We start from the raw sequence: 22,155 nt of genomic DNA on the forward strand, positions 1-22,155 counted from the left end.
CTGGATCAGCCTCTTCGACAAGATTTTTTATCGGTTATACTGAATCAGAGAACTTGTTTCAATCCTTGTTGTCCTGGATCAGCCTCTTCGACCATTTGCAACCTCATTATTGAATATTAATGGACCATGTTTCAATCCTTGTTGTCCTGGATCAGCCTCTTCGACGGCCGCCGCCGATCCCTATCCAGGGAGGCGGCTCAGGTTTCAATCCTTGTTGTCCTGGATCAGCCTCTTCGACGGGGCGATGAGGAGCCCCGCGAGCAGCAGGAAGAGTTTCAATCCTTGTTGTCCTGGATCAGCCTCTTCGACCTTTGCAAGTTTTATATAATTATCTTGTATTTTACTGTTTCAATCCTTGTTGTCCTGGATCAGCCTCTTCGACTATCACGTGCACTACTCCCCTATAGGCTTGTTACAAGTTTCAATCCTTGTTGTCCTGGATCAGCCTCTTCGACGCAAGAACCCGATCACAAACCCCATGACTACCATCTGTTTCAATCCTTGTTGTCCTGGATCAGCCTCTTCGACAAACATGATGCAATTTTGAAGCGTTTGAGGGATTATGTTTCAATCCTTGTTGTCCTGGATCAGCCTCTTCGACAGCGTGCCGGAAACCAGAACAATTATTACACGTAGTTTCAATCCTTGTTGTCCTGGATCAGCCTCTTCGACTTGATGTTGTTACGAATGTGTTGATTGGTGTTACTCCAGTTTCAATCCTTGTTGTCCTGGATCAGCCTCTTCGACCTTTATAGGCGTTTATTCCATCTTCAACGCCTTTTAGAGTTTCAATCCTTGTTGTCCTGGATCAGCCTCTTCGACTATTTTTATACCGCGCGGTTATCGCTTCTTTCGATGTTTCAATCCTTGTTGTCCTGGATCAGCCTCTTCGACAATTATGATGAAGAACAGGTTGTAATTGAACTTGTGTTTCAATCCTTGTTGTCCTGGATCAGCCTCTTCGACGCCGGATAGCGGATCTCCTCCCTCCATACCTGATCGGTTTCAATCCTTGTTGTCCTGGATCAGCCTCTTCGACTCCCGGCACTGCGATAACAAACTATCTTCTTTTATGTTTCAATCCTTGTTGTCCTGGATCAGCCTCTTCGACCCTCTTACTCTGCATACTATGTAAGAAATGTATATAGTTTCAATCCTTGTTGTCCTGGATCAGCCTCTTCGACCACCGGTTCCCGCTGGAGCCCGTGCAGGCGATTGAGTTTCAATCCTTGTTGTCCTGGATCAGCCTCTTCGACTTAACGCGGTTATCGAGTGCCTTTTCTTCATCGTCGAGTTTCAATCCTTGTTGTCCTGGATCAGCCTCTTCGACTTTTTGTTTGTCGTCCCACATAGCATACAATGTAAAAAGTTTCAATCCTTGTTGTCCTGGATCAGCCTCTTCGACCATTCTTTACTTGTTTTTTAATGATTTGCTCCACAAGTTTCAATCCTTGTTGTCCTGGATCAGCCTCTTCGACCTTGAGCAGGGCGCGATACAGCACCTCCGGGTCTTGGGTTTCAATCCTTGTTGTCCTGGATCAGCCTCTTCGACTCTGGATTTGGGTTTGTGGTATCAATTTTAACACCAGTTTCAATCCTTGTTGTCCTGGATCAGCCTCTTCGACCGTCAGCGCCTGAGAGGGCGCGACCTTCTCCCAGAGTTTCAATCCTTGTTGTCCTGGATCAGCCTCTTCGACAACCTCATCCTTCTTGCTCCTGCATCAGTCTTCGGGTTTCAATCCTTGTTGTCCTGGATCAGCCTCTTCGACAAGAATCTGACCGCATTACCCTAGCACCAGAGGAGAGTTTCAATCCTTGTTGTCCTGGATCAGCCTCTTCGACGTTTGATCTGGGACGCCTCAAGATCCACAAGGGCGGTTTCAATCCTTGTTGTCCTGGATCAGCCTCTTCGACTTGCCCGGTGTATCCATCTCTTTGACCTTGACTCTGATAAGTTTCAATCCTTGTTGTCCTGGATCAGCCTCTTCGACGATCATCTCGTTATGCACAGAAAGTATAGGCTTTCAGTTTCAATCCTTGTTGTCCTGGATCAGCCTCTTCGACCGCGACAGGAGCATTCGGATAGACAAACCAGTGAGGTTTCAATCCTTGTTGTCCTGGATCAGCCTCTTCGACGCCGTTGTCGGTTTGGTTCCAGCAGCATTGTAGATGGTTTCAATCCTTGTTGTCCTGGATCAGCCTCTTCGACCAGCAACCAACCCATTAATTTCTTCACTATTTGTAGTTTCAATCCTTGTTGTCCAGGATCAGCCTCTTCGACGGTGATGCACCACAGTTATAATATTGCGGTGAAAGTTTCAATCCTTGTTGTCCTGGATCAGCCTCTTCGACCGATTGTTGCCGTGCGACCCGGGATAACCTCCTTGTAGTGTTTCAATCCTTGTTGTCCTGGATCAGCCTCTTCGACATGCATAGTATGTATTGGAGCTATAACATGACTATAAGTTTCAATCCTTGTTGTCCTGGATCAGCCTCTTCGACCGGTAGTGTGGGGAATCGTCAAAGACAGAGTATAGGGTTTCAATCCTTGTTGTCCTGGATCAGCCTCTTCGACGATTTGCGCTCAATTACAATCTTCTTCTCACCATCAAGTTTCAATCCTTGTTGTCCTGGATCAGCCTCTTCGACCCCATTTGAATGTTCCATTACGGATTAATTCAAAGGGTTTCAATCCTTGTTGTCCTGGATCAGCCTCTTCGACATAGTAGGATTATTTCCTACACTTGCCTCTCCAGGTTTCAATCCTTGTTGTCCTGGATCAGCCTCTTCGACTTCCCATACTTCTACAATTTCCCAATCTTCTTTGAGTTTCAATCCTTGTTGTCCTGGATCAGCCTCTTCGACAGTCATGATCCTATACCCTTCTGGAGTTTTTGCAAGTTTCAATCCTTGTTGTCCTGGATCAGCCTCTTCGACGAGCCGACCGCCTGACCGGCCACTCTGGCCTTTTGTTTCAATCCTTGTTGTCCTGGATCAGCCTCTTCGACGAAAGACGCCGACGTGGCGTGGAGCGCCGTAAAGGGTTTCAATCCTTGTTGTCCTGGATCAGCCTCTTCGACCTTTTGGTAGTTTAATCTTCAATGCACCATTTTTAGTTTCAATCCTTGTTGTCCTGGATCAGCCTCTTCGACGATACACTTGTCTTGCACATATGCGTGGTGATATGTTTCAATCCTTGTTGTCCTGGATCAGCCTCTTCGACCCTCCTCAAGATCAAGACGCGGAAGACCCGGACAGGTTTCAATCCTTGTTGTCCTGGATCAGCCTCTTCGACACTCGATAATTTCATCGTCCTTTTCTGCTATAATTTGTTTCAATCCTTGTTGTCCTGGATCAGCCTCTTCGACTAGATGATAGATATGCGAATAGATAATATCATCAGGGTTTCAATCCTTGTTGTCCTGGATCAGCCTCTTCGACATAGCACTTTCATTATCCAGAAATACCGTATAGAGGTTTCAATCCTTGTTGTCCTGGATCAGCCTCTTCGACGCTACTTGCATGAGATCAAAAAGACTTCCGTGTTTGGTTTCAATCCTTGTTGTCCTGGATCAGCCTCTTCGACAGTGATGGGGTTAAAATGAGTCACCTACATACCTCTTGTTTCAATCCTTGTTGTCCTGGATCAGCCTCTTCGACAGATTTGATCCGACGTCTAAAACGATGGAGCGATGTTTCAATCCTTGTTGTCCTGGATCAGCCTCTTCGACAGAAGGCGCTTGATGAAGCACTTTACGCAGAACGTGGTTTCAATCCTTGTTGTCCTGGATCAGCCTCTTCGACTGCGCGGACCCCCGGCGTCTTCCAGGTGATTTCTTCGGTGTTTCAATCCTTGTTGTCCTGGATCAGCCTCTTCGACAGGGGGCAATTTTGGCCCTTTTGCCGGAATACCCATTCTGGTTCCCCGAATAATAAAGGTGTTCCGCACATCCCCCTCATATCGGACCCTTCATAAAGATCTCCGTTCTTTATATCAGCGAACCCCTGGCACTTAAAGATCGAGCATCCCGCCTCCCCCGTCCTCTTGCGCAGGATGAAATCCAAGTTCCAGGTCATACAGAAGTCCTTGGTCGATCTCTTCTGACGATATATAGCCCATCCCGATCCCCTCATCATACCCAACCGCATCCCTGAACTTTGAGGGGACGGCAATCACATAGTCATAAAACCCCTTCCGTATCGCAAGAAACGCATTTCTCCTCGTGCTTCGGTCTTTGATCTGCCTGACGGCACGGAACCGGTTCCAGAGATCCTCGGCCCGCTCGTCCAGGGCGACGAAGACGCTGCACTTCGGATAGCCCGTATCGATCAGGTTAAATCCGCTGTCAAGATCCTCAAATTCAAGGAGGGTGTAATGTTCCAGCAACTTCTTTGAGAAATCGTCGCTTTTTGCGTCGCTGACAGCTGCATAATACTCTTCGATGGTCGTAACAAACTCGGCCTCGGTTAAGATCACCTTACCCTCAAGGACATCCCGGGTCTTCTGGAGCAGCACCTCGCTTTCCCTGTAGATATACCGGGAATAAGGCACCCCGCGCTCATCCACGACCTCAAAAAGGTGCATCACCCCCCTCACCTTTCCGAAGTTGCGGTTGCAGCGGCCGGCAACCTGGTTGACCGAGTCCAGCGGTGCAAAGTCCCTGTAGACTACGTCGACATCGATATCCACCCCGGCTTCGATGAGCTGGGTGCTCACGATCACCCTTCGCCACGGATCCAGCTCTTTCTCCTTGATCATCCTGATTCGACTGAGCCGCTCCCGGGGGACGACCCGTGTGGAAAGGTACACGTAGGCAGTTCCGGGCTCGGCCGGCTCGGTGAGAGCCCTGAAAACCTGCTGGGAAGAGGCGACGGTGTTCATCACGATGAGGAAGTCCTTGTCCGGCTGCGCACTGAGATCTTCCCTGACGATCTCGATGAACTCTGTGATCCTCACCGGCTCGCGGTGGACGTAGAGGTCGAGACGGTCAAGAGCATGGAAATACGTCTCCCGTCCCGGCGCGAGTTCCCGGATCTCCTCCCCGGCTTTGAAGATATGCGGCTGGGTCGCCGTCATCAGGATGAAATAGATCCCGTGGTCTTCTGCCAGTCTCGATACAGCCTGCCGGACCAGTTCCCAGTAGCGGTGCGGGAGTGTCTGGACCTCATCGAGGATCACAATCCCGCCCACAACCCTGTGGTACTTCCTGTGCGCCCGGTTCTTGCCCGAGAAGAGCATCGAGAAGAACTGCACAAAGGTGGTGACGATCACCTCGGCGTTCCACCCTTCGATGAGAAACTGGCTATCATCGGGTTCGTATTCGCCCTCCTCCGTCCGGTACGAGAACTCAGTCAGATGGTGATGGGTGAGAAGCACCTCGGACGAGGGGGGTGCGCCGCCGCACCCAAACACCTCCTCAAAGACTTGCGCGTTCTGGTCGATGATCGAGAGGTACGGGAGGCAGTAGATGATCCTGGGGCAAAGCCCCCTCTCCCTCTCGATCCGCTCCCTCAACTTCAGGGCAAACGAGAGACCAGTGAGCGTCTTGCCCGTTCCGGTCGGGAGGTTCAGAGAGAAGATATGCTCGGCAAGATCGAGGCCCCCCACCTGTCCGGTGACCTCTGCATAGATCGCGTTTCGGATCGCGTTGATCCTGCTGTCCACCCGACCAAAATTCTTCCGTTCCCTGTACCGGTCCACCAGGTCTCCTCGCACAGCCCCCAGGTTTCGCGCTACAGTAAGTCCCGATGCACCCTCTTTATCAGCTGAGAGAAGGGCGGAATAACAGAACTGGGCCAGGCCGGCATACCCCGGATCAGGTTTTCTCCGCAGGTGCCTGAAAGTCCGGTTTGCATATCGGAGCGTCACATCCATCTCCTCTCGCCAGTTCTGGAAAAACCCGGCAACCGTTGCGGCGTCGACCAGGCCACTGTAAGCCTCAAGTGTCAGGTCGAGATCCATCGAGGCGATCTGTCGGGAGAAAACCTCCTCATCATCCCTGAGTAACTCAATATCCTCCAGACTGTTGTGAAGGTCGCCATGATGCCGCCTGACCGCCTCATAAGCAATATAGGGGAGGATATCTCTGAGAGGTGAATCGAGATGAGAGAACCGCGACCGCACCACCGAGGATGCGAACAGTGCGGATATTCCACCGTGGTTACTCTCCGCTCTCTTTTTCGGAGACCTGCCATCCCGGATTGCTTTAATATATTCTTGGAAGTAGGAGGTCGCCTTCCCGAAGTCGTGGCACGCTCCAAGGAGATAACACAACGCTTCGAGATCCTCATTAGAGAGCCCGATCGAGAGAAAAGAGGCCGGCGAATCGGTGCAAATCTGCGCCGCCCCTTCGGCAACATCACGGAGGTGTCGACCGAGCAGGCGGTCAGGGTGGGAGAGGAGAGGATCAAAGGAAGGTGATATGTTCACCATCCTCCAGTTCCCAGTAAAGAGTATTCTCAGCCCTGATGGGGTTGCCATTCCGTTCGAAGATGATCTCAGAGTAATCAGTGACCGTGCGATCGTCGGCCATCTCAACCGGCATGATTTCGGATATATACTGGAGGCCGGGCTCAAAGATTATACTTCCTACCTCGTCGCTACGGACCGCCGTATGGATCTCCACTGCCTCCGAGCGTTTCTTCTCTGCCTCATACTCACCTATGTACATAAAGTTGGCAATATGTTCGGAGAGCCCTAGGCAGGGAGTGTAGACCGAACGATGCGTGGAGAGGAGATCCCGCGCCGTTTCCTGAATATCAGGATCCTCATGGGCAAAATAAACCCTGAAGCGAGGATCCTTAAGAAGTTCGTACTGGATCTGCGTCCGGTTCTTGATCTCGTTCATCATTGGACCGGCTTTTTTCGTATCGATAAGGTTCTCGGAGAACCGAACCTTCTTGACCGGGGCCATCAGCCGTACCCCAATTTGAGCCCTCTTGCGTCTGAAATAGCCCAGATATTCCTCCTTTGGGAGGCCGATGATGGCCCCGATAAGGCCGGTCAGGGCAGTTCTCGACGGAATAGAGAATGTGAGGGGGGAGGTGGTGGTATAGTGTTTCCTGAAGTGGCCGTACTCGCCCCAGACCTCAAACACGAGCACGCGGGTCATGATACTCAGAGGGCCAGCGGCGTGACCTTGATGCCCGCTGCCGTGATCAGTTTCTGGAGCGATTCTTGTTTCTTTCCAGCGACACAGGTAAGCCTCGGGTCCTCTATGAGTTCGACCCGCTGGATCTTCTCTTTGTTGTCGGTGAGTGCGGCAACCAGATCGGTCACATCAAGGCTGAACTCGCTGACATCCCGGATCTCCTCGCCGTCCTTCCCGGACACGAGCTTGATCGTCCCGTTCAGGTCTCCGATATGGTAATTCTTCTCTTTATAGACCACACTCAGGAGGAGGCGGGGCATCTGGCCAATCTTCGACCTGGATATCAAGTTCTTCGTCCCGTTCCACAGGCCGTCATAGAGGAGGGCGACATCGTCGTCAGTGAGCTGCGTGCTCTGTGCGGCGTTCTCATTGACGATTCCGTAGAACCCGATGAGAGAATAGGGAAGGATATACTGCTCGGTGAACGTCCCCTGTTTGCTTGATTTGTCGGAGGGCATCACCGTGGTTCCCTTCACGTATGTCACTTTCACGCGGTGAAGAGAGCGCCCGATCCTGAACTGGACCGGCCCGGTCAAGATGATGCTCTTCCCCTTGATCGCCGCCGTCGCCCCAAAGAGCCGGATATCGACGCACTTCTTGAGAAGTTCGTCGCCGGATGTCACCTTCAGGTCGTCAAGACGCCCTTCCTTGTCAATAAGAGTTCCATCCTCTTTCCGGGTTTCTCGGATAAAAATCTCCCGACCTTTGAAGTCGTGAAGATAATCGCGGACCGTCCGCTTCAATCTGACATCACTGACCAGATTGATCATGGTCTCTTCGTCGATCCTGGGCTTGTTCTCATCGAGGGGGTCGCCGTTGGGGTTGATATCCTTGACGTCGTATAAGAATACAATCTCTCTGCGTTGTGACACAATGCCGCTCATTTCATTCATCTCCGGTTGGTTTTTCCATTTCGGGTAGTTCTTCATCCTTATCTGCCTTGAACAGGTACGCCAGGTTCATGCCGAGGGTGAAGTAGAAACTGATCTCGTCCTTTGACATCCTCCACTCCTCTCCGGCCTGAATCATGTGCTGGGAGATCAACTGCTCCAGATCACGGTAGTAGTTCTTCCCGTATTCCTCCAGTTTGTTCTGGATCTTGGGGAAGAGAACGGTGACACTCCGCCGATCCAGATTCAGACCGTGGAGTTTCGTCCTGAAGGGTGTTGCCTTACGTTCCACATACTGGATATCCAGCAGGAGTTGCGCCAGCGCCCCTTCAAGGAAGACTGCCTTCTTTGCGTCGGAATCAAAGAAGTCAGCATACTGTTCAAAGATCTCACCCGTAATTTCCCGGCTTCTAGAACCGGTTTTTTCTTTTCCAAGTTCTGCAATGGGGGGTTTCATTGTACGCCTCCGGTTATAATTCATAAGGATGCCCAGTTCCTGGAAGTAGCAAAGGAGAGCAAGCCCTCTCAGACATGACTCACGGGTCGGGTAATTCTGCGCGAAGAGTTTCCGGATCTTGCGCATATACGCATAGATCAGAAATTGATAGTCCACCGGCTGTCCGGTAAAGATCTTGTTCACGATCTCGAGGAAGTAGCCATTGAGGCTCTCGTCGACCTCAGCCCTGAAGAAGTGCCTGACCGTTCCGAAATCGAACGAATAGGGTACATCGCCTGTTTTTTTCCCGTTTGTAAAGGCCGGAACCTTAAGATCCGAGATGTAAGGGAGAAGATCCACCTTCTTCTTGGCATCAAAGAGGACCCTGAGCCGGGTAGGAAAGACATCCTCGATATACCGGTCGATCTTGAACTCACCTTTCCCGGCGTGATAAATGAGGATGTTGCAGAGGAAGGTGTTCTCCTGCTGCGAGAGGAGGTCGAGAACCTCGTCCTGTGCCTGATCAAGCAGGCGCATATACTTCCCTGATAGATGGGTTTCGGCCCCGCGCCTGTGAAAATCCTCAATGACATCATAGACCTCAGTGTCGACCCCCGGACGAACCGGTTTCGGAATCAAAAAGTAATCAAAACCCTGGAACCTGAAACTGGCGCACTCTTCAAGATACTTCTTCCCCTCTTCAAGGAGGAGGGCACAGTCCCGGCAGATGGGATTGTTCTTCCAGGCCAGGGACTGGTCGAAACCGCCAGAAACCATCCCTTTCTTGTCCACGGTATAAAATGCATAAGGAGCAACAAATCCATAGACCTCACCTTTTTTCTCCCTGCATATAGAGCAGATCTGATCCTTCGCCCGGGATTCGGTATTGTACTTCGAGTAATACTTATTCAAGGCCTTTTCCCTGAAGAGATTCTGGAAGAGGGGAATGTCTCCAATGTACTCCTTCTTCCCGTTTTGACTGAAGATGACCGTGACAATGGCGTTTCCTTTATCCTTCCGGATTACGTCATTCTTCTCGGTGAGAGCGTTGACGATCTCCTCGGCGTGATCAGTGATGCATTGCCCCAGGGATTCAAGGAGACGGAGATCAGAAGCCGACACAGAGCTGTTGAAATCCTGTTTCAGCCACCCCAGGATCTTGTTGGGGAAAAACTTTCCCGGCTCGGTGAGCCTGCTGGTGAGAGAGAAGTCCGGCCCGTTTGCCCCACCCTTCCGGTACATATAGCGGGCGATCTTATCGTGAGAGTACTCCTCAGAACCTACTCTGACAAACGAGCACAACTCGCCATCCCTTTCGACTTCGATCGTGAAGATGTGGCGGTATGCCGGTGAGCTGGCCGGATCTTCACAGAGGAGTTTCAGGACATCTGCCGGGGCATCCAGTGAGATGCCGCTCTTTTGAGTGGCATATTGTCCAATCTGCCGAATAGAATCAATCATTTCCCTAAAAGGGATATAAACGTATAGTTACGAAATATCTTTCGATCTGCTATTTCTCACAAATATGACGGTAGCAACAGTCGATACAACTCTGTCTCAACCGCGTAGGCCGGGGATAATAACCATACTCGGTTATTTTGAGGATATCTTCCACCACCCCCCTTGCCTCGTCCCTGGCCCCGGGGGAAAAGGGAATTTCTTTAACCAGATTATTGCTCCGCAGATAACAGAGATATCCCCGGCGCGCTGGCACGCCATACCGTTCCTCGATCATTATCCCATAAAGCACTGACTGGATGCGGTGGGTTTTGAAGAGGCGCTCCTTGTACTCGGCAAATTTGTAGTCGAAAGGGACCGCCGTCCCGTCGCCGAGAAAGAGCACCTCGTCGACGATCCCCCGGATAGGGATACGTTCCGATGTCAGGTATACCCTGCGCTCTTTTCTCCGCACGCCGAGGTCGCGGCGGAGGTAGGAAATGTTGCTCGTCTCCCGGGTATGATGGGCCTCCCTCCCAATCATGACCTTGATCCGTTTCTCCTCGTGTTGCGGGACATCAAGGCAGTGGAGGAAATAGATGTATCTCGGACAGAAGAGATACTCCATCACATCAGAGACAGTTAGCGATGCGGGCCCTTCAGATGACCATGACGCCAAGGGTATCCCTCACAAGATCACGGTCAAAGCCCTCTCCGATAAGAGCGATCTTCTGATAGCACTCCTCGCACATAGGGAAGACATAAACCGAATCGCCCTCCTCTATGAGGCCTGCACACTCGATACCAAGGGAATCCCACTCGTTTTTATTGAGATTGCCAAGGAAAGCGCTCTTCTGAACACGGTAAAGCCCATACTTCTTGCAGACCCTGACGACGGCGTTTCTCACCTTGTCTTCGGAGATATCATAAATGACCCAGACGAGCATCAGTCATACCCCCGGACCAACTGGTTTGCCAGAGCATGTGCTTCGGCAAGGATGGTGTTCCGGATCTTCATGTTCTTCCCACGATACGCCACCTCCTCGTCAAAGTGGGCGTTGAGTTCATTCATCAGGAGGGCCTTGCCCTCCTTCGAGAGGCCGACACCTCCCTCAAAGGGCTCAAAGTGCCCCTCGCGCACCTTCCGCTTCGTGAATAGAAAGACCACCGGCTCGTCGATATGAATCCTGAACCCCTCGATAAAGTCGAAGACAAAGGATTTTTTGTTGTAACTGTCTGTGTGGAGGATACCCACGTAGGGATCGAGGCCGGAGAGGATACAGGCCCGTTCCACGATGCTGTACAGAACGCCATAGCCGTAGTTAAGAGTCGCGTTAAAGGGATCTTTTGCAGGGCGGCGGCTTCGCTCTGCGAATCTCCATTCGTCGGGGAGGATATCTGCGATCGCGGAAAAATAGATCCTTGAGGCCATCCCTTCGATGCCAAGGATAGCCTGTCGACAGTGGTTGATGTTGCCGGAGAGGTGCAGGACATCATCTCGGAATGCGCTGATCTCACTAATTGCTTTCTCAAGGGGGATTTCCTGGCCCGGACGTGTCTTTTTGAGTTTTTTGAGCAGGGCGATCTGGTTTCCTGTCTTCTGCACCTCCCACTCTTTGACCAGTTGAAGACCTTTCTCGTCCTCCGCCACCTCCAACTGCCTGCGCCGGATAAGAGTAGTGCTGCCCAGTTTCGGATACCAAACCCTCCCCATGGGGTCGCCGAACTCGTCCAGGAAGACGATGTCGATGTTGTGCTCCAGGGCGCTCTTGATCACATCGGTGGAGAGCATCGCCGCCGTGGCAATCCAGATGCTCTCGACCTTCGTGATCGGCACTTCGGTATTCTTCTCCGGGGTCTTGATCAGGAAACTCTCACCCTTCTTGTGGAGAAGCGAGCCGCGGGTAGTAATGAGGAGATTCATCAGTCATCCCCCGCCGCGGCTCGTTGCCGTCCGGTCGATACACCTTACCGCTCCATAACCACGGGAGACAGATTTGCCGAGGCCAAGAAGGTCCGGGATATCGAAATTCACCAGAAACTCCCCGGTGAACCCGATCATCGGTGTTCCTTTGAGATCACACTGGCATGTTGAGATATTTCGGATATCAAGTTTGATCCTGTCGGGAACATGATACCCGAGGCCCTTCGAGGCCGAGAGGAAGTTGGAGGTGAGGGTCTTTCTGAGGAGTTCAGACCTCTCGTTGCGGTCAAATTCGAGGTATCGGAGATAGTTCTGCTGGTTGAGAGCGATCCACGGGGTAATGAAGCGATACAGATGAAACTTTTCAGACAGTCCGAAATCCTGCTCTTCAACGGTGACGCTCTTCTCATAGATCTGGTAGACCTTTTGCCCGAACCTGATCACGCGAGTTTCCCGGTAGATCTCCTGGAGGACGTCGGCCCCCTCATTGATGCCGATAACAACGGCGGTATCGTCGAGAACGCGGTATTGGACAAGAGGATAGCGATACCGGAGCTGGTTGTGGTCAATGTGCTGGTGGAGGAGCGTGTATTCATTGAAGGCACTTGTCAGATATCCTCTGAGATGGTCAGGCCGGTAAGGCAACTCCTGGTCTGAACGCAGATTCATGTAAAAGAGGCGCAGACGCATGTGGGTAGTTCACCACCAGGCAATATATGACTTCTCTTTTGTAATGGCCCCGGAGTTTCTACCCTCGTTTTTAAGAGAGCAGTCTCTTTGAGGTTCCCTCCACCCCGCCCGGCCTTCGGCCTCCTCCCCCGCCCCCAGGGGCGGGGGCAGTGCGTGGCGATATGCGATGGACGGAACATCCGGAGCAGGAGCACCAGCGATACGTAGTCAGGTGGAAATCCATTCATAGGGGCCATCTGAAAACCATTGATGCACCGTGAACAGGACGATCGAATACATTGTACTGAGTGCTCCGGCAGGTATTGTCAGTCACTCCTAAGGCACGTTCAGAGTGGCCGGTCACAGTCCGCCAGCCTAACTCTAAAAAGGGCAAAAAGGGTTACTTCTTCCTCGCCCGCAGCCGCGCGATCTCCTCGCCGCCCGGGACCTTCACCACGAACGTCCCGTGGCAGGGCTTGGTGTAGGGGAAGATCAGGTGCTCGCCCTCCACGCCGACGTAGAGCGGCGCGACACCGATGATGTGGACATCGAATATCTTGTAGCCCGGCTCGACCTCGTGATACTCCCGGACATGCTTCTTGATGTACTCTCGCGCCTCCCGGAATGAGGCCTGGGAGAGGAGTATCTCGGGTTTCAGCGCTTCAAGGCAGCCCATTGCATCACCTCGTCAAGTCTCCGCTTCAGCGGCATGGGGTTGTGCACGGCCTTCGCCGCGACGACCTCGCAGGGGAACTCGATCTCGCCGGCAAGTTCTTCCGCATGCTCCCCGAAGAGGAGCGCGTAGAGCCGTGCCCGCGATATGTAGGCCATGGTGCCTGCGTAGGCAACCCCGGAATCGTTGTGTATGAAGACGAAGCAGAGGTCGAAATCACGCGCCTTCCCCGTGATCTCGTCGATCGCTGCATCGATATCGGTCATCTCGCCGAGGTAGTACCGGTCCGGGTCGGCCACCTCCATCAACTTCCGTGCCGCTGCCGTCCCGGCAACCACCGGCCGGATGCCTCGCTGCTTTAAGCCATGTATCAGGTAGAGCGCCATGCTCGTCTGGACGGGCACCTGAGGGCACCCGAGCAGGATCAGTGCAGTTTTCTCCCCGTAAATCGTCTCCGTCATGGTTGAGCCTTCTCCACGGCAGCTAAGACGTCAGGCACCCGTTCGGGGTGCGTGTAGATGGTGAACCGCTCCCCCCGCGAGAAGCAGACCAGGGTGAGCCCCGCCCGCTCTGCCGTGAGGATGCCGCGGTCGGTCGAGGCGGCGCGGGAGACGACGATAGGGATCCCTGCGTTCGCCGCCTTCGCCACCATCCCCGACGGCTGCCTGCCGGTGCACCCGAGAACGCACGTCGACCGATCGATCCCCCGGAGGGCCGCGTAGCCCACGACTTTGTCAACGGTGTTGTGCCTCCCCACATCGCAGGCCCGGGTGATGAGTTCGCCGTTGCAGAAGAGGACCGAGCAGTGGACGGCCCCGGTTCTCCGCCAGACATCGGACTCGATCGCTGCCGTGACCGCACGGACACCATCCGCCGTGACAGTGATCGACGAGGCAACCTCTCTGGGCTCGCCGATCACGCGGTAACCCCCGGAAGATTCCATCTCGAGCCGAACGTCCTTCCTGACCGGGGCGGTGATATACACGTCCTTGCCGGAGACCTCCACCGAGTCGACCTCGTCGGCCAGCCCCTCACAGACGATAAACCCGGCCCCCAGGTCGTCGAGGCGGTCGGGGCTTGCCACCAGGGTCGTGAGGTATTCGCCGTTCAGGAAGAGCCGGACGTGATCCTCGACGATGATGTCGTCGTGAACAGTGCGCGCGCCGTCACCCGTCACCTGGACCCCGGCGCGACAGACGATATCCATCAGGCCGTCTCCTCCCGTACCCAGTCCAGGTACGGGGCGTAGCCGCCGATAATGGGGAGCGCGATGATCTCAGGGGTTTCGTAACTGTGAAGTCCCCGTATCCGGGCGATGAGCGGGTCGAGCAGGCGGTGCTGCGTCTTGATGACCAGGAGTTGTTCGGGCTCGCTAGAGACCGTGCCCTCCCACCGGAAGCAGGACTGCACGCCGGTAACGTTCACGCAGGCGGCCAGCCGGGCATCGACAAGGGCTCTCGCGAGTTCCTCCGCCTCCCCGGCAGGCGCCGTGCAGAAGACCACAACATATTCCGGGAGATCCATGGTTTTACCTTCGTATTGCCTGTATTTAACTTGTATCAGTGCTCGACCGCGGCCCAGATGACGTCGCAGGCGAGGACCGCCGGGAGCATCCGTCACCAATCACTCAACCTCCGGCATCCGGGCACAGGCGGGCGTCAACGGCGATATCTGCCGCAGCCGCCCGATCACCTCCGGCAGCACTTCAAGGACGTAGTCGACGTCGTCCTCGGTGTTCGCATCGCCGAGCGTCAGCCGGAGCGACCCGTGCGCCTCCTCGTGGGGAAGCCCCGTCGCGAGGAGGACGTGCGACGGCTCAAGCGACGCCGAGGAGCAGGCGCTTCCCGTAGAGGCGCAGATGCCATGAGCGTCGAGCAGTAAGAGGATCGACTCGCCCTCGACGTAGCGGAAACTGAAGTTCGCGTTGTTCGGAAGCCGCTGCTTCGGGTGACCGTTCAACCGGGTATCTGGGATCGATCCAAGGACCCCCCGGACCAGCCGGTCTCGCATAGCGGCGATCCGCCGATTGTGCCCCTCGATATCGGCGGTCGCAAGTTCGATCGCCCGGCCGAGCCCGACGATCCCGGGGACGTTCTCGGTCCCGGCCCGGCGGCCCCGTTCCTGCCCCCCGCCGTGGATCAGGCTCTCGATCCGGGTTCCCCGCCGGATGTAGAGCGCTCCAGTCCCCTTGGGACCGTAGAACTTGTGCCCGGAGAGCGAGAGGAGGTCGATCCCGAGCGCATCCACATCGATCGGCACCGCCCCGACCGCCTGAACGGCGTCGGTGTGGAAGAGGACGCCGTGGGCGTGCGCAACCCGGCCGATCTCCGTGATCGGCTGAACCGTCCCGATCTCGTTGTTTGCAGTCATTACCGAGACAAGGATCGTCCGGTCGGTGATCGCGTCCCGAACATCGCCCGGATCCACCCGGCCGTCCCCGTCTACGGGCAGGTAGGTGACACGGTAGCCCTGCTTCTCGAGGGCCTCGCAGGTATGGAGGACAGCGTGGTGCTCGATCGCAGTGGTGATGATGTGGTCCCCCTTCTTCCGGAGGGCCGATGCGACCCCCGTGATCGCCCAGTTATCGGCCTCGCTGCCGCCGGCGGTGAAGGAGATCTCCTCCGGCTCCGCCCCGAGGGCCGTCGCCACCTGCATTCTCGCCTCCTCCACGCCCTTTCGGGACTCGCGGGCAAACCGGTAGAGAGACGAGGGGTTGCCGAAATACCGGGAGAAATACGGGGCCATCGCCGCGAGAACCTCAGGCCTCATGAATGTCGTCGCCGCGTGATCCATATACACGGGACGTTGATCCTTGTCGTTCATGTCCGGGTACAGCGTAGGAGCCGGGAGCGTATCAGCGTTACCGGTTCCCGTGCGGGCAACGAGCCCGCCCGCCGCAAGTAAGAAATTAAATAGGGTCCCGTGCGCAATATTTGGTAATGTACTCGAGACGCATGGATAACCTTCCTCCCTACCTTTTCGCACGCATTGACGATATGAAAGAGGAGAAACTGCGCCAGGGTGTCGACGTCATCGACCTCGGGGTCGGCGACCCCGACCTCCCTACCCCGCCGCATATCGTGGAGGCACTCTGCACCGCAGCCCGCGACCCGAAGAACCACCATTATCCCTCTTACACCGGCATGCTCGCCTACCGCGAGGCGGTGGCCGACTGGTATCAGGGTCGGTTCGGGGTCGACCTGGACCCGAAGAAGGAGGTGCTCGCGCTCATCGGGTCAAAGGAAGGCATTGCACACATCGCCGAGGCCTTTGTCAACCCGGGAGAGGTCGTCCTCGCTGCCGACCCCGGATACCCTGTCTACAAGACCTCCACGCTCTTTGCCGAAGGGAAGGTCTACGAGATGCCCATCCGGGCTGAGAACGACTTCCTCCCGGTGCTCGAGGATATCCCCGCCGATGTGGTGAAGCAGACAAAACTGATGTTCATCAATTACCCCAACAACCCCACCGCCGCCACGGCACCCCTTTCGTTCTTCGAGGAGGTCGTCGAGTTCGCGCGGGAGCACAACATCGTCGTCGTCCACGACAACGCCTACTCCGAGATCACCTTCGACGGCTACAAGGCGCCCTCGTTCCTCGAGGCGGACGGTGCCATGGAGGTCGGCGTCGAGATGCACTCGCTCTCGAAGACCTACAACATGACCGGATGGCGCATCGGCATGGCCTGCGGGAACCCCGATATCATCGCCGGGCTCGGCCGGGTCAAGACCAACGTCGACTCGGGCGCGTTCAACGCCGTCCAGCACGCCGCCATAACCGCGCTCACCGGACCCCAGGACTGCGTCGCCAAAGCCTGCTCGGTCTACCAGGAGCGCCGGGACGTGCTTGTCGCAGGGCTCTCCGAGATCGGCTTCGATGTCCGGGCGCCGAAGGCCACCTTCTACGTCTGGGTGCCGGTCGACGACTGCATGGCGTTTTCCGCACAGCTCCTCGACCAGGCCGGGATCGTCGCGACTCCGGGAGTAGGGTTCGGCAGAAACGGCGAGGGGTTCGTCAGGTTCGCCATCACCCGGTCTATCGAGCGGATCAGCGAGGCGGTGGACCGGATGCGGGGGCTCGACCAGTGATCCTCCCCTCCCACCTCTCGGTCAGGGGGGGCCACCTTTACATCGGCGAGCACGACACGGTGGACCTTGCGGAACGGTTCGGCACTCCCCTCTACGTCACCGACGAAAAGAGGGTCCGCGAGAACTTCCGGCGCCTCTCGGGCGCTCTGGTCGCCCACTACCCGAAGGTCCGGGTGCTCTACGCCGCAAAGGCGAACGGCAACCTGGCAATATTTAAGACGCTCGCGTCGATGGGCGCCGGGGCCGACGTCTTCTCGGCCGGGGAACTCACGCTCGCCCTTGCTGCCGGTATGCGTCCCGAGTCGCTCCTCTTCAACGGGAGCTCGAAAGCCCCTGCCGACCTCGCCCTCGCGGTCGAGAAGGGAGTCAGGGTCTCAGTGGACTCGCTCGACGAACTCCGGCAGCTCGATGTGGCAGCCGCGAAAGCAAAAAAGACTGTCGATATTGCCTTCCGGGTCAACCCGGCCATCGACGTCCCCACCCACCCAAAGATTGCGACAGGTCTTGCGACAAGCAAGTTCGGCATCCCGGCAGGGGAGATCCTGGATGCCTACCGCCACGCGCTCGCCGCGGAGCATATCAACCCGGTTGGTATCCACTGCCACATAGGCTCGCAGATCCTTGCCGTGGAGCCGTTCGCCCGCGAGGTCGAGGTGCTGATCAGAGTCGCCCACGACCTCATCAGGATCGGCGTCGAGCCCGCGTTCATCGATATCGGCGGAGGCCTCGGCATCCCCTACCGGCGGGAGACCGACCGGGCCCCGACACCGGAAGAGTATGCCGGAGCGGTCATGCCGGTCTTCCTGAAGGGCATCCAGGACCTCGGGATCGAGCCCGAACTCTGGGTCGAGCCGGGCAGGTGGCTCGTCGCCGACTCGACGGTCCTCCTCACCCGGGTCAACTCGGTCAAGACCGCCCATAAGACGTTCGCCAACGTCGACGCCGGGTTCAACCTGCTGGTCCGCCCGACGATGTACGACTCCTACCACGAGGTCGTGGCGGCAAACAGGGCGGACGCACCCGCTGCGCGCGAGTACTCCATCGCCGGGCCGATCTGCGAGACGGGCGACGTCCTTGCGAAGGACCGGATGCTCCCCGACCTTCGCGCCGGCGACCTCATCGCGGTGCTCGATGCCGGGGCCTACGGGTTTGCGATGTCGTCCCAGTACAACAGCCGTCCCCGGTGCCCCGAAGTGATCCTCTCGGGCAAGAAGGCGGCCCTGATGCGCCGGGCCGAGACGATCGAGGACATGACCGCCCTCATGGCAACTCCGCCCTGGCTGGCGTAGGAGCGGAGAGGCAGCGTGAAGTTTCACTACCTCCTGGTCGACGACCTCCTCCCGAAGGGAGAGTTCGAGCGCCGGGTGGAGAAGAAGGTGGCTGAGTCCGGCGACCTGCTGGACGAACGCACAGCGGCGATGGTGGTCGTCAAAGACCTCGGCCGGGCGCACATCCGGATACGCGACCTCGCCGGGGCACCGAGCCTCGCCTGCTTCTTTGCAAAGGTGCTCTCCGTCGAAGAGCCCCGGGAGTTCGAGCGGCCTGACGGCACGACCGGCATCGTGGCGAGCGTGATGGTGGGCGACGAGACCGGCAGGGCCAGGCTGACTCTCTGGGACGAGAAGGCCGGCGGCGTCCGCGAGATCGATGTCGGGGACGTGCTTGAAGTCCTCGGTCGACCGAAGGGCAGGGGGAAGACCCCCGACGTCACCGCCGTCGCTGTCCAGGAGGCGGCGTGCGAGATCACCTGCCCGGAGGAAGCCGGGGTCTCTGCGCTTCCCGAATCGGGGGGAGACCTCGAAGTCAGGCTCATCGCCGTCGAGGGCCCGCGGGCGTTCACCCGGCGCGACGGGAGCGCCGGAGAGATGGTCGAGGCGGTGATCGGGAACGAAGACGGCGTCTTCAGGCTCGTCGCCTGGGCTCCGGCCGTCCTTCTCGGGGTTGAGACAGGAAAAAACGTTGTCATCCGCGGTGCCACCGCACGGGAAAGCGATCAGGGCATCGAGTACAGCCTCGGCGAAGCGGCATCCGTCACACCCTCTGAACGGGAGATCACCCTCCTGTTCAAGACCGTCGCGGACGTAGAGGAGGGAGGGTCGTACTCGCTTGCTGGAACGGTGGCGAGCGTGCAATCGCCTCACTCGTTCACCACACGGAGCGGGAGGCAGTCGTCTGTCAGGAACCTGGTCGCCGCCGACGGAACCGGGGAGATCCCGGTTGTCATCTGGGGCGAGAAGGCTGAGGAGCACCTGGTTCCCGGTGACCGGATCGAGATCTACAATGCGACCGCCCGGCGGGGGCGGTATGGGGACCTCGAACTGCACCTCTCCTGGGGGAGCGCTCTCGTCGTCCTCGCCGAAGAGGGGAAGGAGGTGGAAGTCGTTGGGACGATCATCGCCACCGGGCAGGGAGTCTGCATCGATACCGGCGACGCCTGCTACATCCTTGCCGAACCGCTGCCCATCGGGTATGAGGTGCGCGCCAGAGGCACCGTGCATCGGGGCGTGATCACCCTCCACCATATCGAGGCCGCGCTCCCGGATCCACAAGATCTGGAGCGTCGCCTGGATCGGTTCTCCGGGGGATCCTGATCCCGGACTTTCACTTTCACACCGCACGGCGAGCGACCTTTATGCCTCCCGCTATACATCTAAGTGTATCGTAGCAGAACACACCATAGAGATCAAGTGAGGATTGAGATGACAGAGATTGATCTTGAAGATTTACCCGGCGTTGGGCCAACCACCGCCGAAAAACTCCGCGAAGCGGGATACGGGACCGTCGAGAGCATTGCAACGGCCACAACGTCGGACCTCGCCGAGGCGGCGGAGATCGGTGAGGGCACCGCCAAGAAGGTGATCCTCGCCGCACGGAAGATGGCGGATATCGGCGGCTTCAAGACAGGCCGGGATATCCTGGACAAGAGGCAGTTTATCAAGAAGTTGAAGACGCTGGTCCCCGAGTTCGACGAACTGGTCGGCGGGGGTCTTGAGACGCAGGCGATAACCGAGGTTTACGGGGAGTTTGGGTCCGGAAAGAGCCAGCTCGTTCACCAGATGGCCGTCAACGCCCAGCTCCCTGAGGAGAGCGGCGGGCTGCACGGGAGCGTCATATACGTCGATACCGAGAACACGTTTCGTCCGGAGCGTATCGAGCAGATGGTCGACGGACTACCGGAGGATGCGGACCTCGGCTCGATGGAGGAGATCCTTGAGCGGATTCACGTCGCCCGGGCACACAGTTCCGATCACCAGATGCTGCTCCTTGATACAGCACGAGAACTCGCAAACGACCTGCGGACCTCCGACTACCCGGCCAGGCTCTTCGTCATCGACTCGTTGACGTCCCTCTTCCGTTCGGAGTACGCGGGGCGCGGCACCCTCGCTGCCCGGCAGCAGAAACTGAACCGCCACATGCACGACCTCTTGAAACTGATCGACGATCACAACGCCGTCGGCCTCGTGACCAACCAGGTGATGTCGAACCCGGCCGTCCTCTTCGGCGACCCCACAAAACCAATCGGCGGCAACATTGTCGGGCACACCGCAACATTCCGGCTCTATCTCCGTAAGAGCAAGGGCGGTAAAAGGGTTGCCCGCCTCGTGGACAGCCCCAACCTCCCCGAGGGCGAGGCGGCATTCATGGTCGAGCAGGCTGGGCTCAAGCAGTGCTGAAAGCGATCATAACGGACGTCGACGGCACCATCACGGACCGGCGGCGGCGCATCAACACACGCGCCATCGAGACCATCCGGACCCTCGTGGATGCCGGCATCGAGGTGGTGCTTGCAAGTGGCAACACCGTCTGCTTCATGGACGGCCTCTGCAAGATGGTCGGGACGGACGGGACCATCATCGGCGAGAACGGCGGTGTCTACCGGCGGAGATTTGGAGGCATCCTCCAGATCCCGGGCGACCGGGCAGCCTGCCTTGAAGCGTTTGATCTCCTCAGGGACCATTTTGCCGCAAAGGGTATCGGACTCGAACTCCTCAGCGCGCAGTATCGGTTCGCCGATGTGGCCTTCGCCCGGGAGATCGATCCCGATGAGGCGAGAGCGGTCATCCGTGACCGCCACCTCCCCATCCGGGTGCTGGATACAGGGTTTGCGCTCCACCTTCAGGCACCCGGCGTGAGCAAGGAGACGGCGATGCGGAAGCTCGCCGGGGATATGGGACTTCTCCCGGACGATATTCTGGCTATCGGGGACTCGGAGAACGATATCGAGATGCTCAAGGCCGCCGGCATCGGTGTTGCGGTCGCAAACGCCGCGGCACCGACCCGGGCGGCGGCAGACTGGGTCTCCGGGAGTGCGTATGGGGATGGGTTTGTGGAAGCGGTAAAAAAGTATTATCCCGATCTTTTCAGCAGATAGCGATCGACCACAACATAATCTTTTATGTCTTTTACCGCCTCAAACGGCACAAGCATCCTGTCCCCATCCATCCTGTAGCCTTCAGTCCTGAACGTCTCGTCCGGTTTAACAATCAGGTCAACAACCTGCCCCGTATTAAGGTCGACCATAATGTTCTTGATGGTCCCGATGAGCATGCCATCATTACTCATCACTTTCTTCCTGGCAAGAGTGCGGCAGAAAGTTTTGCTCATACAGAACGTGGGGCGTTTATACTATTTAAATGTTCTAAATTCCTTAAAATCCCAGGAAAACCGCTTTACAGTTTCTCTATCTGGAGGAGGTTGCCGCCGCCGTTGCCATGGCTAAAAGGGTCGGTGGTGTCTCAGGGTTCTCGCAAGGAAGGATAGAATGGATCAGTAGTGCCCTACGAAACAACTGGTCATCTGAGATCCCATCCCGGTGTTCCCGCTTGCATGCAATCCGGGGCACGGCTTTCCCTGGGGTATCGCCATGACTGCCCCCGCCCCCTGGGG

General features: G+C 56.6%; 19 protein-coding genes and 1 CRISPR repeat array. Of the genes, 5 read left to right on the plus strand and 14 right to left on the minus strand.

Annotation, left to right across the window (positions count from 1 at the left end):
- Positions 1-55 precede the first annotated feature (55 nt).
- Positions 56-3,880: a CRISPR direct-repeat array (repeat unit 37 nt; unit sequence GTTTCAATCCTTGTTGTCCTGGATCAGCCTCTTCGAC).
- A 132-nt stretch (positions 3,881-4,012) separates the two neighbouring features.
- The 13 genes from cas3 to nifS all read right to left on the minus strand — a co-directional run bounded on the left by cas3 (position 4,013) and on the right by nifS (position 16,003).
- Complete coding sequence (gene cas3 / locus BP846_RS11745; protein ID WP_349680784.1) at positions 4,013-6,481, minus strand: CRISPR-associated helicase Cas3'; 2,469 nt, start codon at positions 6,479-6,481, stop codon at positions 4,013-4,015.
- The gene (cas5b, locus tag BP846_RS11750; RefSeq protein WP_292395624.1) at positions 6,408-7,112 is read right to left on the minus strand and encodes a type I-B CRISPR-associated protein Cas5b; all 705 of its coding nucleotides are present in this window, start codon (positions 7,110-7,112) and stop codon (positions 6,408-6,410) included. The genes cas3 and cas5b overlap by 74 nt, the downstream gene beginning before the upstream one ends.
- 5 nt (positions 7,113-7,117) lie before the next feature.
- Positions 7,118-8,023 carry a type I-B CRISPR-associated protein Cas7/Csh2 gene (cas7b, locus tag BP846_RS11755; RefSeq protein WP_292395626.1) on the minus strand — a complete coding sequence of 302 codons (906 nt, stop codon included), beginning with the start codon at positions 8,021-8,023 and terminating at the stop codon, positions 7,118-7,120.
- 13 nt (positions 8,024-8,036) lie between these two features.
- Positions 8,037-9,938: a TIGR02556 family CRISPR-associated protein gene (locus BP846_RS11760; RefSeq protein WP_292395628.1), complete on the minus strand. Its 1,902-nt coding sequence runs from the start codon at positions 9,936-9,938 to the stop codon at positions 8,037-8,039.
- Positions 9,939-9,987: 49 nt separating this feature from the next.
- Complete coding sequence (gene cas4, locus BP846_RS11765; RefSeq protein WP_292395630.1) at positions 9,988-10,542, minus strand: CRISPR-associated protein Cas4; 555 nt, start codon at positions 10,540-10,542, stop codon at positions 9,988-9,990.
- 31 nt (positions 10,543-10,573) lie between these two features.
- Positions 10,574-10,861, minus strand: a complete 288-nt coding sequence (gene cas2, locus BP846_RS11770; protein ID WP_292395632.1) for a CRISPR-associated endonuclease Cas2 — start codon at positions 10,859-10,861, stop codon at positions 10,574-10,576.
- The gene (gene cas1, locus BP846_RS11775) at positions 10,861-11,838 is read right to left on the minus strand and encodes a CRISPR-associated endonuclease Cas1 (RefSeq protein WP_292395634.1); all 978 of its coding nucleotides are present in this window, start codon (positions 11,836-11,838) and stop codon (positions 10,861-10,863) included. The genes cas2 and cas1 overlap by 1 nt, the downstream gene beginning before the upstream one ends.
- 3 nt (positions 11,839-11,841) lie before the next feature.
- Positions 11,842-12,528: a CRISPR-associated endonuclease Cas6 gene (locus BP846_RS13140; RefSeq protein ID WP_394339973.1), complete on the minus strand. Its 687-nt coding sequence runs from the start codon at positions 12,526-12,528 to the stop codon at positions 11,842-11,844.
- A gap of 379 nt (positions 12,529-12,907) precedes the next feature.
- Entirely contained in the window at positions 12,908-13,183 is a 276-nt protein-coding gene (locus tag BP846_RS11785; protein WP_292395636.1) for a DUF1894 domain-containing protein, read from the minus strand.
- On the minus strand, positions 13,162-13,641 hold the full coding sequence (locus BP846_RS11790; protein WP_292395638.1) for a DUF1890 domain-containing protein: 480 nt from the start codon (positions 13,639-13,641) through the stop codon (positions 13,162-13,164). The genes BP846_RS11785 and BP846_RS11790 overlap by 22 nt, the downstream gene beginning before the upstream one ends.
- A complete protein-coding gene (gene fdhD / locus BP846_RS11795; protein ID WP_292395640.1) occupies positions 13,638-14,387 on the minus strand; it encodes a formate dehydrogenase accessory sulfurtransferase FdhD in 750 nt (249 codons plus the stop codon). The genes BP846_RS11790 and fdhD overlap by 4 nt, the downstream gene beginning before the upstream one ends.
- On the minus strand, positions 14,387-14,704 hold the full coding sequence (gene cutA, locus BP846_RS11800) for a divalent-cation tolerance protein CutA (protein WP_292395642.1): 318 nt from the start codon (positions 14,702-14,704) through the stop codon (positions 14,387-14,389). The genes fdhD and cutA overlap by 1 nt, the downstream gene beginning before the upstream one ends.
- A gap of 99 nt (positions 14,705-14,803) precedes the next feature.
- A complete protein-coding gene (nifS, locus tag BP846_RS11805; RefSeq protein WP_292395643.1) occupies positions 14,804-16,003 on the minus strand; it encodes a cysteine desulfurase NifS in 1,200 nt (399 codons plus the stop codon).
- Between the two features lie 116 nt (positions 16,004-16,119).
- Between nifS and BP846_RS11810 the strand changes: the two genes are divergently transcribed.
- The 5 genes from BP846_RS11810 to BP846_RS11830 all read left to right on the plus strand — a co-directional run bounded on the left by BP846_RS11810 (position 16,120) and on the right by BP846_RS11830 (position 21,640).
- Positions 16,120-17,268: an LL-diaminopimelate aminotransferase gene (locus BP846_RS11810; RefSeq protein ID WP_292395645.1), complete on the plus strand. Its 1,149-nt coding sequence runs from the start codon at positions 16,120-16,122 to the stop codon at positions 17,266-17,268.
- Positions 17,265-18,557 carry a diaminopimelate decarboxylase gene (lysA, locus tag BP846_RS11815; RefSeq protein WP_292395647.1) on the plus strand — a complete coding sequence of 431 codons (1,293 nt, stop codon included), beginning with the start codon at positions 17,265-17,267 and terminating at the stop codon, positions 18,555-18,557. The genes BP846_RS11810 and lysA overlap by 4 nt, the downstream gene beginning before the upstream one ends.
- 15 nt (positions 18,558-18,572) lie before the next feature.
- Complete coding sequence (locus BP846_RS11820) at positions 18,573-19,859, plus strand: nucleotide-binding protein (protein ID WP_292395649.1); 1,287 nt, start codon at positions 18,573-18,575, stop codon at positions 19,857-19,859.
- Between the two features lie 108 nt (positions 19,860-19,967).
- On the plus strand, positions 19,968-20,942 hold the full coding sequence (gene radA, locus BP846_RS11825; RefSeq protein ID WP_292395651.1) for a DNA repair and recombination protein RadA: 975 nt from the start codon (positions 19,968-19,970) through the stop codon (positions 20,940-20,942).
- The gene (locus BP846_RS11830) at positions 20,936-21,640 is read left to right on the plus strand and encodes a phosphoglycolate phosphatase (RefSeq protein ID WP_292395653.1); all 705 of its coding nucleotides are present in this window, start codon (positions 20,936-20,938) and stop codon (positions 21,638-21,640) included. Before radA ends, BP846_RS11830 begins: the two co-directional genes overlap by 7 nt.
- Here BP846_RS11830 and BP846_RS11835 read toward each other — a convergent pair.
- Positions 21,616-21,873, minus strand: a complete 258-nt coding sequence (locus BP846_RS11835; protein ID WP_292395655.1) for a PRC-barrel domain-containing protein — start codon at positions 21,871-21,873, stop codon at positions 21,616-21,618. The genes BP846_RS11830 and BP846_RS11835 overlap by 25 nt on opposite strands.
- Between the last annotated feature and the right edge of the window lie 282 nt (positions 21,874-22,155).

This window comes from Methanoculleus sp. UBA303, assembly GCA_002501655.1.
Taxonomy (GTDB): Archaea; Halobacteriota; Methanomicrobia; order Methanomicrobiales; family Methanoculleaceae; genus Methanoculleus.

Bases quoted from the DNA above. Each gene is read 5' to 3' on its own strand.
- cas3 (WP_349680784.1), bottom strand. From the start codon at position 6,481: ATGGCAACCCCATCAGGGCTGAGAATACTCTTTACTGGGAACTGGAGG.
- cas5b (WP_292395624.1), bottom strand. From the start codon at position 7,112: ATGACCCGCGTGCTCGTGTTTGAGGTCTGGGGCGAGTACGGCCACTTC.
- BP846_RS11760 (WP_292395628.1), bottom strand. From the start codon at position 9,938: ATGATTGATTCTATTCGGCAGATTGGACAATATGCCACTCAAAAGAGC.
- cas4 (WP_292395630.1), bottom strand. From the start codon at position 10,542: ATGGAGTATCTCTTCTGTCCGAGATACATCTATTTCCTCCACTGCCTT.
- cas2 (WP_292395632.1), bottom strand. From the start codon at position 10,861: ATGCTCGTCTGGGTCATTTATGATATCTCCGAAGACAAGGTGAGAAAC.
- cas1 (WP_292395634.1), bottom strand. From the start codon at position 11,838: ATGAATCTCCTCATTACTACCCGCGGCTCGCTTCTCCACAAGAAGGGT.
- BP846_RS13140 (WP_394339973.1), bottom strand. From the start codon at position 12,528: ATGCGTCTGCGCCTCTTTTACATGAATCTGCGTTCAGACCAGGAGTTG.
- BP846_RS11785 (WP_292395636.1), bottom strand. From the start codon at position 13,183: ATGGGCTGCCTTGAAGCGCTGAAACCCGAGATACTCCTCTCCCAGGCC.
- BP846_RS11790 (WP_292395638.1), bottom strand. From the start codon at position 13,641: ATGACGGAGACGATTTACGGGGAGAAAACTGCACTGATCCTGCTCGGG.
- fdhD (WP_292395640.1), bottom strand. From the start codon at position 14,387: ATGGATATCGTCTGTCGCGCCGGGGTCCAGGTGACGGGTGACGGCGCG.
- cutA (WP_292395642.1), bottom strand. From the start codon at position 14,704: ATGGATCTCCCGGAATATGTTGTGGTCTTCTGCACGGCGCCTGCCGGG.
- nifS (WP_292395643.1), bottom strand. From the start codon at position 16,003: ATGAACGACAAGGATCAACGTCCCGTGTATATGGATCACGCGGCGACG.
- BP846_RS11810 (WP_292395645.1), top strand. From the start codon at position 16,120: ATGTACTCGAGACGCATGGATAACCTTCCTCCCTACCTTTTCGCACGC.
- radA (WP_292395651.1), top strand. From the start codon at position 19,968: ATGACAGAGATTGATCTTGAAGATTTACCCGGCGTTGGGCCAACCACC.
- BP846_RS11835 (WP_292395655.1), bottom strand. From the start codon at position 21,873: ATGAGCAAAACTTTCTGCCGCACTCTTGCCAGGAAGAAAGTGATGAGT.